The sequence below is a fragment of the Lactobacillus kimbladii genome (assembly GCF_014323605.1).
In the GTDB taxonomy this organism is placed as follows: domain Bacteria; phylum Bacillota; class Bacilli; order Lactobacillales; family Lactobacillaceae; genus Lactobacillus; species Lactobacillus kimbladii_B.
Map to the genome: position 1 here is coordinate 175,474 of NZ_SCMB01000004.1, position 15,096 is coordinate 190,569.

Below are 15,096 nucleotides of genomic sequence, written 5' to 3' on the forward strand. Positions count from 1 at the left end.
ATGAATCAAATTTTCCAAATCTTAAGTGAGCGCAGGGGCGATTTGGGCGTAGCCCTATTGCAGCACCTGCAAATCTCATTAGTTTCGCTACTAATTGCAATGGTAATTGCAATGCCTCTGGCTTTTTGGGCAGTAAAACACACCAGGGCTGCGGAATTTTTATTACAAATTGCCAGTATATTGCAGACAATCCCTTCATTGGCACTGTTGGGTTTGCTAATTCCACTTGTAGGAATAGGAACAGTACCTGCTGTGATTGCCTTAGTTGTATACGCCTTATTACCAATTTTTCAGAATACTTATCTGGGTTTAACTGAAATTGACCCTGCTCTTGAAGAAGCTGCAGACGCATTTGGCATGTCTCGTTTGCAAAAGTTGCTTAAAGTAGAATTGCCTTTAGCTATGCCAACAATTATTTCCGGTATTAGGACAGCACTGGTTTTAATTATTGGAACTGCCACTATGGCGGCTTTAATTGGTGCTGGTGGTCTTGGTAGTTTTATTCTATTGGGAATTGACCGTAATAATACCGCATTAATTGTTATAGGAGCAGTATGTTCAGGTATTTTAGCAATCACGTTAAGTGCTTTGATTAAGTGGCTGGAGCATGCGTCGGTTAAAACTGCTTTAGGAATTTTAAGTGTCAGCATTATATTTTTGGCTGGAAGCGGCATTTACCAAGCAGTTACCAGTCAAAAGGAGACTATTATTATTGCCGGCAAGTTGGGTTCTGAACCAGAGATTTTGATCAATATGTATAAAGATTTAATCGAGCAAGACGATTCACATGTGCAGGTGACTCTGAAACCCAATTTTGGTAAAACGACCTTTTTATACAGTGCTTTGAAAAATGGCAAGATTGATATTTACCCTGAATTTACAGGGACCGTTTTGGAAACTTTTGCCAAATCTCCAGTAAAAACAGCAGGACTAAGCGAAAAAGAGACTTATGAAAAAGCTAAAAAATTAATGTATGAGCAAGATAAACTAACTTTGCTTAAACCCATGGCGTATGATAATACTTATGCTTTGGCTGTCAAAACCTCTTTTAAAAATAAAAATCATTTAAAGAAAATCAGTGATTTGGCTAATATTACTAATCAGTTAAAGGGCGGCATGACTTTAGAGTTCATTGACCGTGGGGATGGTTTTAAAGGGATCAAGAAACTATACAAAATCGATTTTCCTGTTAAATCAATGGAGCCGGCTCTGCGCTACCAAGCAATAAACCAGAATAAAGTTAACATCGTTGATGCCTATTCAACTGACAGTGAGTTGCGGCAGTATCATTTAAGTATTTTAAAAGATGATAAACATAACTTCCCTATTTATCAGGGTGCTCCTTTAATGAGTAATGACTTTGCAAATAAGCATCCCCATATTGTGCATAGTTTGAATAAATTAGCAGGCAGAATTACTGAAAAGCAAATGCAGGAAATGAACTATGAAGTAAACGTTAAAAATATGGATCCGGGACAAGTTGCACATAATTTTTTAGTAAAACAGCATTTGCTTAAGGAGAAGTAAGATGACTTCAGCGATAAAATTTGATCACGTAAAAAAATCGTTTGCTGATAAAGTAGTAGTAAATAACCTTAATCTCGATGTTCAGCAAGGTGAATTGTTTGTTTTAGTTGGCAACTCCGGTAGTGGGAAAACTACATCTGTTAAAATGATTAACCGTTTGGAAGACCCAAATTCTGGCCTGGTTTTAGTTAATGAACGGCCCACTACAGAATACAATGTGCAAAAATTGCGCTGGCAAATTGGCTATGTTTTGCAGCAAATTGCACTTTTTCCCAACATGACAGTTGCTCAAAACATTACTCTGATTCTGGCGACCCAGGGTAAGAGCAAAAACCTTGATGAAACAGCTGCACGACTATTAGAAAAAGTGGGGCTGAATCCGCAAGAATATGCCTCAAGATATCCGCATGAATTATCTGGTGGGGAGCAGCAGAGGATTGGAATTTTGCGGGCAATTGCTTCTGAGCCGCCAATTGTCTTAATGGATGAACCGTTTAGTGCCCTTGATCCACTTTCACGGGCAAATTTGCAAAAACTGGTCGTTGACTTGCATCAACAGCTTCGTAACACCATTATATTTGTCACTCATGATATGAATGAAGCGCTGCTTTTGGCGGACAGGATTGGTATTATGAAAGATGGGCAATTATTGCAGGTGGACAAACCGGAACAAATTCTAAGACACCCAGCAAATGACTTTGTGAGAGACTTTTTTAAAGGCAGTTTGGGCAATAACTTATACGAAACGCCTTTGAGGCAGGCGGCTTTATTTAATAAATATAAAAAAGATGCTTTAAAGTCACTACCTGATATGATGGTAATTAGTGAAAAAGAAACTATCGCCAGGTTGTTGCAGCTGTTGTGCGATCATGAAGCAGTGGCAGTGCAAAATCAAAATAAGGAACTTTTAGGATATATTGATCGGCAGTGGATAGTGGAGTATTTAAATGGTATTAGTAATTTAAACTAAGAAAGCAAGCTGGAAAAATCCAGCTTTTTTAATAAAATAATAAAGTTATGCTTGAATATTAGTAGTTTGTTACAAAATTGTCTAAAATATTAGACATAGATTCTGCTACACTATATTTAGTAGAATAGAAAAACAAAACGAATATAATCAATAAGTAAAAAGAAGGGAAATTAGCCCTATGAAAATTTTAGTTGTTGACGACGATAAAGAAATCGTCGAACTGTTAAGTATTTATCTCAAAAATGAAGGTTATACCCCGGTTGTTGCATACAGTGGCAAGGAAGCAATTACGAAATTAACTACCACTCCGGATATTGCTTTGATGATCTTAGATGTCATGATGCCTAATATGAGTGGGATTGATGTTATCAAGGAAGTTCGTAAAGATTCTGACATTCCTATTATCATTGTGTCTGCTAAAACAGGAGACATGGATAAAATCCAGGGTTTGATTACGGGTGCGGATGACTATGTGTCAAAGCCATTTAATCCATTAGAGGTTATGGCGCGAGTTCGTTCGCTTTTACGTCGTAGTCAAAAACAGGTCAAAGATGATGAACCTGACATTCTTGAAGTTGGACCGCTTATTATTAACCGTGATTCACATGAAGTTAAAACAATTGATGGCAAAGATATTCAGTTAACTGCTTTGGAATTCGGTATTCTGTATCTTCTTGCCAGTCACCCTAATCGTGTATTTTCTGCTGATGAAATTTTTGAACGGGTTTGGCAACAGGAATCGATAGTTTCTGCTAAAACAGTTATGGTGCATGTTTCGCACTTGCGTGACAAGATTCAAACGGCCACAGGCGGCGAAGATATTATTCAGACTGTTTGGGGTGTAGGCTATAAAGTTGAGGCTTAGCTAGATGAAAAAAGAAAGGGTCAAGCTGACAGCTGCTGAAAAAAGCGAGTTGTTTGCTGAAGGCGTTATAACGGTTATTTTGCTGTTATTGTTAAACCTATCGGTGATTATTTTAATCAACTTGACAATTTTACAAAATAAAAACCTGGTTAACGGTATTTATTTTTTAAAAAAGACCATTACTTTTGCTGGTGGACGCCATTTATGGTCTTGGCAAAATACCTTTATTATTTTTATGGGTATTGGCGATTTAATCGTGCTCTACTGGCGCTTAATTCGGCGTTATCATCAAATGCAGTTAAGACACGTTATTTCTGAACTGCATTATATTGCAAAGGGACATTTTGATCATACAATTTCTTTTAAAGTCAAAACAGACTTACAAAAAGTAATTGATTCGATTAATTCATTAGTTGATAGTACAGTCAACGCAATCAATGAAGAAAAGGCGATTGAAAAATCTAAAGATGAACTGATCAGTAATGTTTCTCATGATATCAGAACGCCGTTAACTTCTATCATTGGATATTTAGGATTACTTAAATCGGGGGTGTCAGATCCAGCAGATCAGCAAAAATATCTTAATATCGCGTATATGAAAGCTGAACAAATGAAGTCTCTGGCTCATGATCTGCTTGAGTATACAACGTTAAAATCAACAAGTACCAAACTAAATCTGTCTTCTTTACATATTTTTTCTATGTTGGAACAAGTGGCGGCGGGATTTGAATTTGAAGGTCAAGAAAAAGGGATAGTATTTAATATTGAAGCAAGACCTAAGAATTTAACGATTGAAGCCGATGCAGAAAAGTTAGTACGTGTTTACAATAATCTCATCACTAACGCTTTGAAATATGGTATAGGGGCAACACAAATTAATTTGATTGCTAATTTGGTCAACAACAATGAAGTGGAATTACGGGTAGAAAACAATGGTGCCCAAATTCCTGAAGAGTCGTTAAAAAAAATATTTGAACGGTTCTATAGAGTAGAAGGATCTCGGAATACTAAAACAGGTGGTACAGGACTGGGTCTATCAATTACCAAAAGCATTGTTGATCTTCATCACGGCAAAATTCGTTGTGAATCTGATAAAGATTGGACACGTTTCATTATTTGTCTGCCTTTGAACCTAAAGAGTGAAAAAACTCCAGCATAGCTGTGGTATAATTTTGACTGAGATATTAAATAGAGGAGTATAGCATGAGTATTTCTTTAAATACCTGTATTTTAATTTTAAAAGAGCACCATCTGCTTAAATCGAGTGCTGTTCAGGACACCGTCCCATCTAAAATGGAATATGTGTCATATGATTCACGGGATGTTCAAACCAATACACTGTTCTTTTGTAAAGGTGCTGGTTTTCGTCCTACATTTTTGTCAATGGCAAAAGCAAACGGTGCCAACTGTTATGTAGCAGAGCAACCATACCCAGAAGGCAAGGGAATGCATGCACTGATTGTGCGCAATGTTTCTAAGGCAATGGCTTTATTGTCTGCAGCATTTTTTCGCTTTCCTCAAGATGATTTATATTTAATCGCAGTTACTGGTACTAAAGGTAAAACTACGACCGCTTATTTCCTAAAAGGAATGCTAGATCAAGTCAATGGCGGTAAAACTGCACTGATTTCTTCTGTCAACACAGTTGTAGGCCAGAAAAAAGATGATACTTTTAAATCCAGCTTAACCACTCCTGAATCACTTGATTTGTTCCGTGATATGCGAACGGCTGTGGACAATGGTATGACGCATATGGTTATGGAAGTTTCCAGCCAGGCTTATAAGAAAAATAGGGTGTTTGGACTAACTTATGACTTAGGCTTTTTCTTAAACATTTCACCCGATCATATTGGACCTAATGAGCATCCTAACTTTGATGATTATCTGCATTGCAAACTGCAATTATTAGTTAATGCACGCAAGTGTATTATTAACGCTCAGACTGACCACTTTGACGAAGTTTATGCTGCTGCTACGACTACTACCGATCCAGACAGTATCTACTTATTTGCTGCTGAAAAATTTACTAACCCTAACTTAAAACAGACCATTGATTTTCGTTTTGCAACCGAAGAACTTGATATGGCTCAGACTAAATTCCAGGTATTATGTATTAGTGACAAAGCAAAGAAGCTTAAAATAGCCGGTGATTATCAGTTAAAGATGCTGGGTGACTTTAATGAATCAAACGGTACAGCTGCAGTAATTGGAGCTGGGCTTGCTGGCATGGATCATGACGCTGCTGCTAAAGGTATTAGCCAAGTAACTGTTCCGGGACGAATGCAGACAGAGGTTACCAAAGAACATGGTGTAGTGGTTGTAGATTATGCACATAACGAAGCTTCCATGATGGCACTTATGGGCTTTATGCAACGTGAATTTAATAATCCAAAAATCATTGTTGTTGTAGGTGCTCCAGGTGATAAGGGTGTCTCTCGCCGTCCCGGTTTTAGTCACAGTTTAAATACTTATGCGGATAAGGCTTTTTTAACTACTGATGACCCGGGATTTGAAGATCCAAAAGAAATTGCACAGGAAATTGATGCCGGAATTGATCATTCTAAAGTTGATGTAACAATAGAACTAGATCGTAAGAAGGCCATATATGATGCCATTAATTTGTCGAAAAAAGGTGATATTGTCCTGATTTGCGGTAAAGGTGCAGACGGTTTTCAAAAAATACGCGGTGTAGACACGCCATATCCATCTGATATTATGGTTGCTCAACAGGTAATTGATGAGCTTGAAGGCAAAAAAGAACACTTTAGAAGTTAGAAAAGCAGGTATAATGAAACATTTTTTTAGTATTATTGGCGGTATGGGCACTATTGCGACTGAAAGTTATGTCCGAATGATTAATCATCGTATCAAAATTACTAAAGATCAGGATTATTTAAATTATATTTTAGTTAATGATGCACAAGTTCCTGATCGTACAGCATATATCAAAGATCCCAGCAAGCCTAATTTCTTCACTGCTTTGCGTGAAGATGTGCTCCAGCAAGCACAACTAAAGCCTGATTTTTTTGTAATGCCATGTAACACAGCTCATTATTGTTATGATGACTTGGCCAAACTGACAGACATACCTTTTTTGCATATGATGCGTATTGCTGTGCATAAGTTTATAACCGATTATCCACAAGAGAAAAAAATTGGTTTAATTGCCACCGAAGGATCAATTTACGATCATTTGTATGAAGATGAGATTAAAGAAGCTGGACGCGAGGTTGAACTTGGAGGATCTGAGATTCAGCCAATGGTTACTGAACTGATTTATTCAAATATCAAGGAAAAAGGTGTGGTTAATGGCGAACTTTACCACCACATATTGCAAACAATGCATGATCAATACGGTTGCAATGTGATTTTACTTGGCTGTACTGAATTGTCTCTGGCTCAGGAAAAAGCTCCAGATCATCCTTATAATGTTATCGATCCACAGGTCATCTTGGCTGACGTGGCAATTGAACTAGAACTGAAGATACGTGCGGGAATGGATCCAAAAACAGCTATAAAGAAATATATGTATTAAATAAAACGTAAGGTTTAACATATTAAATTAAAATAGACTAGTAATCAATTTGATTGTTAGTCTATTTATTTTTTCCAAAAAGTATTGACAATGTTACCATTAGATAGTAGTGTATTAGAAAAGTAATACAGAAAATAGGAGGGCTAAATGTTATATCTTTTATATATATTTATTGGCATACTGATAATTGTGACTACTAATTTGGCAGTGACAGCAATTTTGAGTATCAGAGACGCTTATCGCAATCATCTTAAAGAGCATTTGTCATTTTTCATTGCCTTTAAAAAATATTTTGGTAAAAACAATAATATTCCCCTCCATTTGTCTGATTGGAAGCTTTAAGAAATAATTTTATTCAAGTTTGATCTTATTATATATATATAATTTATATAAAACAATAAATTTACTATTGCCGATAGAGCATAACTATATTATACTAAAAACAGTTGAATACGGTTTCTTCGGGGCAGGGTGTAATTCCTTACCGACGGTGACAATTAATGATTGAAGTCCGTGACCCGCGTTTTGCGGTGGAACTAGTGTAAGTCTAGTACCGACAGTTAAAGTCTGGATGGGAGAAGAACAAACAAGATTAGACAGAAAACTCGCGTCGTTATTAAACTTCGCTGAAATCTTATTTGATGAATAAAAAATAAGCCTCGTTGATTTTATCAACGAGGCTTTTTTAATGCTTAGGAAGTGAAATAGTGCAGGATAGAGATTATATGCAAATGGCAGTCCAAGAAGCTTTAAAAGCCCAGGGAATGACTTGGACAAACCCATTAGTTGGTGCAGTTTTGGTTAAAGATGATCAGGTTTTAGCAACTGGCTACCACCACCAATTTGGCAAAGAACATGCGGAAGTAAATACACTGTCGCACTTAGCAGATCCCAAACAAGCTCAAGGAGCAACTTTGTATGTTACCTTGGAACCTTGCAGTCATTATGGTAAACAGCCACCTTGTTGCGAAAAAGTAGCCGAGGCTGGAATAAAAAAAGTTATTATCGGTCAGGTCGATCCTCATCAAATTGTAGCAGGCAAAGGCATTAAATATCTTAAAAATCATGGGATGCAGACTGAGGTTATTGGTGGCACTGAAAATTTAAATGTTGCGTATAACTTTTTTTATCAGCAAAAAAGACCGTTTGTAACGCTTAAATATGCAATGTCCATTGATGGCAAAATTAATGCTGCAGGCAAAAGAAGAACAATGTTGACTGGGGATGCGGCTCAAGTAGATGTACAAAAATTGCGGTTGAAAAATCAAGCTATTTTAATTGGCGCAAATACTTTACGCATCGATAATCCGCTTTTAACGGTCAGAATAAAAAACTTACCACATCCTCCTATTAGGATTGTGTTAACTAAGGATGCCAATCAGCTGGATTTTACTAGTCAATTATTTAAAGCTCGCGGTCAAATCTGGCTACTGAGTGAAACTAAATTAACACAAAATGTTGGAGAAAATGTGTGTTGCTATACTGCTAGCAAATGGACACCTTCAAAAATAGTGCAGCTGCTAGCTGAACATGAAATTCAATCGCTGTTAGTTGAGGGCGGTAGCAATATACAAGCTCAGTTTGTAGCAGCAGATTTAGTAGATGAAATAGTGGCATATGTTGCACCTATCGTTTTGGGCGGCACAGCACTGCCTGCTGTGTTCGGCCAGGCTTTAACAGGGATAAGTCACTACCAATTATTGGATGTTAAAAGTTTAAACCAAGACGTAAGAATTCGCGTGAGGAGAAAAGAATGTTTACAGGAATAATTCAAACAACGGGAACGATTACCCGTTTGGAAATTAGTGAGCAACATGCAAGACTAGGTATTTGTGCTCCAAAATTGTTGCAAAAAGATTTGCCTTTAGGAGCAAGTATTGCCGTTAACGGCATTTGTTTAACCATTACTGACTGGAGCGAAGAAGACTTTGAAGTTGATGTAATGCCAGAAACAATGAAAAGAACTAATCTAGGCAAGTTGCAAAAAGGTAGTTTGGTTAATTTGGAGCCGTCATTGGCGTTAAACGGCAAACTTGATGGTCATATTGTTGCAGGACACATTGATACTACAGCTGAACTGGTAAAAAGAGATGAAAACGAAAATTCTATTGAATTGGAATTTCAAGTACCACATAAGTATGATTCCTTTATTGTTGAAAAAGGATCAATCGCTATTGATGGTATCAGTTTAACTGTCACGATGGCAGAAAATGATCATTTCGGGGTAAGTTTAATACCTTATACCATACAAAATACTACTTTGGCTCACTACCAAGTAGGCGATAAAGCAAATATTGAAGTGGATATGATTGGCCGCTATGCAGTCAAGCAAATTCTGGCCTGGAAAAAAGAATTTTGATGGAGGAAAAAATGACAGAAAAATTGAATGAAAAAATGCATAAAGTATTGCAGCACATGCTAAATGGTGGTTTGGTAATTGTGGCTGATTCACCGCAACGCGAGTCTGAAGGGGATATGATTGGCTTAGCAGAAAAAGTTACGCCACAAGCTGTTAACATGATGATCACTAAAGCTCGTGGATTATTATGCGTGCCGATGAGCAAAGCTTATGCCGACCGTTTGCAGTTGAAGCCAATTGAAACGGGTTCGAACGATACTTTTGGCACGGCTTTTACTCTTAGTGTTGATTCCACTGAAACTACGACGGGAATTTCAGCTTTTGATCGTGCGAAAACAATTAAAAAGTTAGCTGATCCTAATAGTCAATGGGCTGATTTTTATCATCCTGGACATGTTTTTCCGCTGGTAGCTAAAGAAGGTGGCGTGCTGGAACGGGCTGGTCATACGGAAGCAGCCTTAGATTTGGCAAGACTAGCTGGTGTTGCTCCTGTTGGCTTTATCTGTGAGTGTATTAAAAAAGACGGAACAATGGCTAGACGCAAAGATTTGAAAGCTTTAGCAGAAGGACTTGGCATACCTTATTTGACCATTGAGGAGTTAATTGAGTACCGTAAAAATCAGGAAAACAAAGATTTGGGGATTGAATCTTTTACTAAGGTTGACTTTCCTACAAAATATGGTCACTTCCAACTTGAAGGTTTCAGAGATACCAAGCACCCTGAAAAGCAGCCTACTTTATTAATTAGCAAAGGTGAAGTTAAAAAAGGTGAGCCGCTTTTATTGCGGCTTCATAGTGAATGCTTAACGGGAGATGTGTTTGGTTCTAAGCGTTGTGATTGCGGCGCTCAGTTGGCTGAAGCACTAACTAAAATTGAAGAAAATGGTTCAGGAGCGGTTTTATACTTGCGTCAAGAAGGTCGAGGAATTGGTCTGGAAAACAAGTTACGAGCTTATAAACTGCAAGATGAGGGTATGAACACAGTAGAAGCTAACCAGCATCTAGGCTTGCCAGTTGATGCTCGCCGCTACAATGTCGCAGCCGGAATCTTACGACAAAAGGGTGTTAGCGAAGTTAAATTAATGACTAATAACCCGGATAAGGTAGCGCAATTAGAAAACTATGGCATCAAAGTTACTGAACGCATTCCAGTTGAAGTGGGCATGACGGCAGAGAATAAGAAATACTTGGCTACTAAAAAGCATGAAATGAATCATATTTTAAATGAGGTGGATTAATTATGAAAGAAATTAACGGAAACATTGCTCAAGGACAAGATAAAAAGATTGGTATTGTTGTTGCTCAGTTTAATGGTGTGGTAACGGATCGTCTCCTTTCTGGAGCTGTGTCACAATTAAAAAAATCGGGCGTGAAAGATGAAAATATTGTGGTAATACGGGTACCTGGTGCCTTTGAAATTGCCCGTACGGTAAACTGCTTGGCAAAAAGTGGTAAGGTTGACGGTATCATTGCATTAGGAGCAGTAATTCGGGGTGAAACAGCTCACTTTACCTATGTTTGTGAAGGCACTACCTCACAATTAGCGGCTGCATCAGCTAATGGGTCAGTACCAGTGATGTTTGGCGTGTTAATGACCGATACAGTTGCACAAGCAACTGATCGTGCCGGCGGCAAATCTGGCAACAAAGGTGCAGAATGTGCAACAGATGTGTTAGAAGTTTTAAATATAGAAGAACAAATTAAAAAATTATAGATTAATTAAGTGCATTGTAGTTATTAAGCGCCACTAATAATGCAAAAAAGCCATCTCTAGAAATAGAGGTGGTGTTTTATATTTTTACGTCAATGTTTTTAATTAATCTCTTCTAAGCGGTATCGTTGCACATTATTGCCAAGAAGGCTAAAAACGAGTAAAAGGGCAATTCCTGCAGCAAGTAAAGTAAGAGCTGGGTGGTGGCAAGCATTGGCAATTGCAGATACTCCGACAGTAAAAAAGATATTCAATAGAGAACTTCCCAGTTGCAAAAAACTTGATTGTGAAGACTGGACCTCTTTACCGGTTCTTTTAATTCTAGTTTTATTGCACCAATTTGCAATTGGTAAAGTTTCGCCATATATCAGTACAGTAATAACGCTCATAGTAACGATTGTTTGGTTTAAAAAGAAAATTCCTAAAGCCAGCGTGGAAATAAATACTAAAGTACTAAGTAGCCAAAATGTATTATCAAAGCGAATAAGAACAGCACCTAAGAAAAGACCGCTGACCACTGCAATTAGTAGCCAGTAAACATGACTGTAGTTAGGATCAATCGTTTTCCAGAAATAGATCATCAACCCGTTAAATACTGATTGGAGAGCACTAGTGAAGATGGTGACAATAATTGAGGCGCGTAAGCCTTTGCTAGCAGCTATTTTGTGCCAAACTGTCACGAAATGGGTTAAAATTTTAAAACTATTTTGGTTTTTAGTAAAGTGCCTCTGGTGTAAAGCAATAGAGAGAAAGATGTTTATAAAAAAGCCGCCGCTTGCTACTAATAGAAAATACAAATAGTTGCGGGTAGTAAAAATTAGAACTGCCATCGCTGCCACACTGACAATATTACCGATCAGACCAGCAACGGAATTATGGTTAATAGTTGACTCCAGAACATTTTCTACAAGAAGAGACTTTAAATTTCCTGTAAATGATAGCCCTTCTACTAAGCTAAACATTTTTATACAAAGGTCAACAATAATGTATAAGGGCACAAAGTATTTTTGCGGGAAAGTAAAAGGTAGTAATAAAAATAAACTCAGTAAAATATACATCCGGATAAGCACGCGCCGTTTATCAGTATTGTCAAGCTTAGAGCCGATAAATAAAACACTCAAAATAAGTGCTAACGAACTGATACTCGAAATTAAGCCGTTAATAACGATATTATCTGAATATTCACGGATAATTAGTGAACCACCAATTCCAACTAAGATGCTGCTAAAATTAGTCAAAAAATTGATTAGTGGTAATAATATTTGATTACGGCTGAGAAAGTTATTATTGTCCAATTTTGCCACGCTTTCGTTTTGTATAATGAGAAGCGTAACATGTAGAAATTTTGCTGACACCAAAAGTAACACAAAAGGTCATTTCTTTTACTTGAAACGACCTTTTTCGATATGCAAAATTAAATTGTATTTAAAATTGGCTTTCAAAAGGGATAAAAAGACCATTTCCATTAAGGAAATGGCTTTTTTATATGTTTTTTAAAGTTTGAATTTGTTTTTTAAAATTGCCTTTAAAAATGTAAGAACCGGAAACTGCAATATCCAGTCCCGCTTTTTTAAGTTCATTAATATTTTGATTGCTAATGCTGCCATCAGCTTCAATTTGATAATGATAATGATTAATTTGTCTCAAATCATCCAGTTCTTTAACTTTGTTAACAGCGTTGGGAATAAATTTGGCACCGCTTGTTCCCGGATCAACTGACATGACCATCACTTGATCAACGATATTGAGAACAGGTTTAACGGCAGTGACTGGGGTACCAGGATTAATGATAACCTCGCTTTTTTTGCCTGCATGTTTAATTAAAGTCAGGGCACGATGAATATGCTGTGTTGATTCTACATGTATGCCAATTACTTTCGTGGTTTTGCAACAATAATGGCTAATTAATTTCTCAGGATTGTTGACCATCATATGAATATCGAGTGGGATTGAAGAGTAATTACTTATTTCCTTAACGAGATTCTCGCCAAAATCAATTTCAGAAACAAAATTACCATCCATTACGTCAATATGAAAATAGTCAGCTCCTCCTTTTTCTAATAAAGTTAATGTTTTTGCTAAATTGATTTTTGGACCACTATGTAAAGATACGGCTATTTCGACCATTTTATCTCCTCCTTAATACAATTTATAACCAGCGTATTCTTTTATTGCAAAATAATTTTTGCCCAGTGAGAGTGAAAGCTATGCTCTTTTTATTTTCACCTTGAGGTGCAAAATTGCTTTTTCCTTTATTAAATAAAGCGCTTAATATTGGAACATAAAGAAAGGCGGATGAAGGAATGTTCTTCGATAAAAGAATAATCAAGCTAGATGTTGATGCACGAGATAGCACAGAAATAATCACCAAAATGGCTAAGGCACTGAAAGAAAGGGATGTAATTAAAGATAGTTATTTGGAACATGTTTTAAAACGGGAAACCGACTTTCCAACTGGGTTAGAACTTGAAGAGGGATTTGGAGTGGCAATCCCTCACACGGATTCGGCATATGTCAATACTTCACAAATAGCTCTAGCAACTTTAAAAAAACCCGTTCTGTTTAAAAGCATGGTAAATAAATCTGTGAATGTCAAAGTTAACATTGTCTTTATGATTGCAATGAGCAAGCCGCATGAACAGGCACAGTTATTAAGCAATTTAATGAATTTTTGCCAAAATAAAACGGCTATTAAAGCGCTAATGTCAGCATCTGATATTGATCAAGCAGATCAAATATTGAAGAAATACGGATTGAATTAAAGGAGTGGTAAAAATGTTTGTACAAGCCATACATTGGTTCTTAGACTTAGGCTCAACAGTTGGTATACCAATTATTATCATTATTTTGGGTCTCATTGTGGGTTTAAAACCATCTAAAGCACTGATATCTGGGTTGACCTTAAGTGCTGGTTTTATTGGAATGAATATGGTAGTCAACATGATGGCTACTAACTTGCAGCCTGCAATTAAATTGATGGTTGCAAGATATCATTTGTCATTAAGTATTATGGATGTTGGTTGTGGAGTTGGAGGACCACTTGCCTTTTCCAGCTCATTAGGTGTTTTAGCAATTCCGCTAACTATTTTAATAAATCTGGTTTTAGTATGGATTGGTTTAACGAGAACACTAAACGTTGATATTTGGAATTTGTGGCAACCAACATTTATTGGTTTGCTGGTGTGGGCAGTTTCAGGTAATTATGTATATGGCATAATAGCTTTAGCTGGTGGCTTTCTACTGGAATTGTTGTTAGCAGACTTGATGCAGCCAATTACAGAAAAGTTTTTCAACTTGCCTGGTATTGCAGTAACCCATACAATGGCTCTTTCAGCTACGATTTTAGCTATACCATTAAACTGGTTGTTTGATAAAATTCCAGGATTTAATAAATTAGATGCAAGTCCAGAAAAAATTCAAAAACGGTTTGGCGTTTTGGGCGATCCATTAGTTATTGGTTTCATTGTAGGAGTTGGTATCGGATTACTAGCTGGCTTTGATGTTTCTGGTATTTTACAACTTGGAGTTGAAATGGGTGCCACATTGAAGATTATGCCAAAAATGATTTCGATGTTTATGGAAAGCTTAACCCCGATTTCTTCGGCAACCCAAGAGTTTACTAAGAAGCATTTACACGGTAAAAAAGTCAACATTGGTATGGATGCTGCATTAACTGTTGGTCATCCAGCTGTGATTGCTACTAGTGTTTTAATGATTCCAATCTCACTGTTCTTAGCCACAATTTTACCTGGTAATAAAGTTTTGCCTCTAGGAGATTTAACACTTTATGTTTATGTATTTACTCTATTAGTTGGTGCTTTTAAAGGCAATATTATCAGAAGTTTAATAGGAGCAGTTATCTATTCGGTACCAATGCTATATTTGTCTACTTGGCTCTCACCATTAGTGATGAAGAGTTTCAAGTTGGCCAACTACAGCATTAATACCAAAGGCGCGTTTTCATTTGAACTGTCTGGATTATGGACAAATTCAATTTTCGTTTGGATGACGCAAAACTTCGGTGTTATTGGTTTAGGTATTTTGATAGTTGTTTTACTTGGCCTTCTTTACTACTTAAATGTAATTAAGAAATTTAATGCTGGTCCAAGTGCAGAGAAAGGTGAATAAT

Annotated in this window: 15 protein-coding genes and 1 riboswitch; of the genes, 13 read left to right on the forward strand and 2 right to left on the reverse strand. The window is 36.9% G+C overall.

The genetic code is table 11. The annotated features are described in order from the left end of the window. The 11 genes from ERK18_RS07325 to ribH all read left to right on the forward strand — a co-directional run bounded on the left by ERK18_RS07325 (nucleotide 1) and on the right by ribH (nucleotide 10,970). Nucleotides 1–1,527: an ABC transporter permease/substrate-binding protein gene (locus ERK18_RS07325; protein ID WP_122051888.1), complete on the forward strand. Its 1,527-nt coding sequence runs from the start codon at nucleotides 1–3 to the stop codon at nucleotides 1,525–1,527. 1 nt (nucleotide 1,528) lies between these two features. Continuing rightward, the gene (locus ERK18_RS07330; RefSeq protein ID WP_187154905.1) at nucleotides 1,529–2,497 is read left to right on the forward strand and encodes an ABC transporter ATP-binding protein; all 969 of its coding nucleotides are present in this window, start codon (nucleotides 1,529–1,531) and stop codon (nucleotides 2,495–2,497) included. A gap of 178 nt (nucleotides 2,498–2,675) precedes the next feature. Next, nucleotides 2,676–3,362, forward strand: a complete 687-nt coding sequence (gene croR / locus ERK18_RS07335) for a response regulator transcription factor CroR (protein WP_187154906.1) — start codon at nucleotides 2,676–2,678, stop codon at nucleotides 3,360–3,362. A 4-nt stretch (nucleotides 3,363–3,366) separates the two neighbouring features. After that, complete coding sequence (locus ERK18_RS07340) at nucleotides 3,367–4,521, forward strand: sensor histidine kinase (RefSeq protein ID WP_187154907.1); 1,155 nt, start codon at nucleotides 3,367–3,369, stop codon at nucleotides 4,519–4,521. 44 nt (nucleotides 4,522–4,565) lie between these two features. Then, nucleotides 4,566–6,137 carry a UDP-N-acetylmuramoyl-L-alanyl-D-glutamate--2,6-diaminopimelate ligase gene (locus ERK18_RS07345; RefSeq protein WP_187154908.1) on the forward strand — a complete coding sequence of 524 codons (1,572 nt, stop codon included), beginning with the start codon at nucleotides 4,566–4,568 and terminating at the stop codon, nucleotides 6,135–6,137. A gap of 13 nt (nucleotides 6,138–6,150) precedes the next feature. Beyond that, the gene (locus ERK18_RS07350) at nucleotides 6,151–6,897 is read left to right on the forward strand and encodes an aspartate/glutamate racemase family protein (RefSeq protein WP_187154909.1); all 747 of its coding nucleotides are present in this window, start codon (nucleotides 6,151–6,153) and stop codon (nucleotides 6,895–6,897) included. A gap of 147 nt (nucleotides 6,898–7,044) precedes the next feature. Further along, a complete protein-coding gene (locus ERK18_RS07355; RefSeq protein ID WP_187154910.1) occupies nucleotides 7,045–7,239 on the forward strand; it encodes a hypothetical protein in 195 nt (64 codons plus the stop codon). Between the two features lie 111 nt (nucleotides 7,240–7,350). After that, nucleotides 7,351–7,484: riboswitch (FMN riboswitch) on the forward strand. 120 nt (nucleotides 7,485–7,604) lie between these two features. Beyond that, nucleotides 7,605–8,666: a bifunctional diaminohydroxyphosphoribosylaminopyrimidine deaminase/5-amino-6-(5-phosphoribosylamino)uracil reductase RibD gene (gene ribD / locus ERK18_RS07360; protein ID WP_315984353.1), complete on the forward strand. Its 1,062-nt coding sequence runs from the start codon at nucleotides 7,605–7,607 to the stop codon at nucleotides 8,664–8,666. Next, the gene (locus ERK18_RS07365; protein ID WP_187154911.1) at nucleotides 8,651–9,256 is read left to right on the forward strand and encodes a riboflavin synthase; all 606 of its coding nucleotides are present in this window, start codon (nucleotides 8,651–8,653) and stop codon (nucleotides 9,254–9,256) included. The genes ribD and ERK18_RS07365 overlap by 16 nt, the downstream gene beginning before the upstream one ends. Nucleotides 9,257–9,267: 11 nt before the next feature. Then, nucleotides 9,268–10,494 carry a GTP cyclohydrolase II gene (ribA, locus tag ERK18_RS07370; RefSeq protein ID WP_315984354.1) on the forward strand — a complete coding sequence of 409 codons (1,227 nt, stop codon included), beginning with the start codon at nucleotides 9,268–9,270 and terminating at the stop codon, nucleotides 10,492–10,494. A 2-nt stretch (nucleotides 10,495–10,496) separates the two neighbouring features. Next, the gene (gene ribH / locus ERK18_RS07375; protein WP_187154912.1) at nucleotides 10,497–10,970 is read left to right on the forward strand and encodes a 6,7-dimethyl-8-ribityllumazine synthase; all 474 of its coding nucleotides are present in this window, start codon (nucleotides 10,497–10,499) and stop codon (nucleotides 10,968–10,970) included. Nucleotides 10,971–11,068: 98 nt separating this feature from the next. On the opposite strand, the gene ERK18_RS07380 is transcribed toward ribH, so the two are convergent. Continuing rightward, a complete protein-coding gene (locus ERK18_RS07380; RefSeq protein ID WP_187154913.1) occupies nucleotides 11,069–12,262 on the reverse strand; it encodes an MFS transporter in 1,194 nt (397 codons plus the stop codon). A 187-nt stretch (nucleotides 12,263–12,449) separates the two neighbouring features. After that, the gene (locus tag ERK18_RS07385; protein WP_187154914.1) at nucleotides 12,450–13,094 is read right to left on the reverse strand and encodes a ribulose-phosphate 3-epimerase; all 645 of its coding nucleotides are present in this window, start codon (nucleotides 13,092–13,094) and stop codon (nucleotides 12,450–12,452) included. A gap of 176 nt (nucleotides 13,095–13,270) precedes the next feature. Here ERK18_RS07385 and ERK18_RS07390 point away from each other — a divergent pair, with 176 nt between their 5' ends. Continuing rightward, nucleotides 13,271–13,729 carry a PTS sugar transporter subunit IIA gene (locus ERK18_RS07390; protein WP_187154915.1) on the forward strand — a complete coding sequence of 153 codons (459 nt, stop codon included), beginning with the start codon at nucleotides 13,271–13,273 and terminating at the stop codon, nucleotides 13,727–13,729. A gap of 13 nt (nucleotides 13,730–13,742) precedes the next feature. Next, a complete protein-coding gene (locus ERK18_RS07395; RefSeq protein WP_187154916.1) occupies nucleotides 13,743–15,095 on the forward strand; it encodes a PTS galactitol transporter subunit IIC in 1,353 nt (450 codons plus the stop codon). Nucleotide 15,096: the final 1 nt, after the last annotated feature.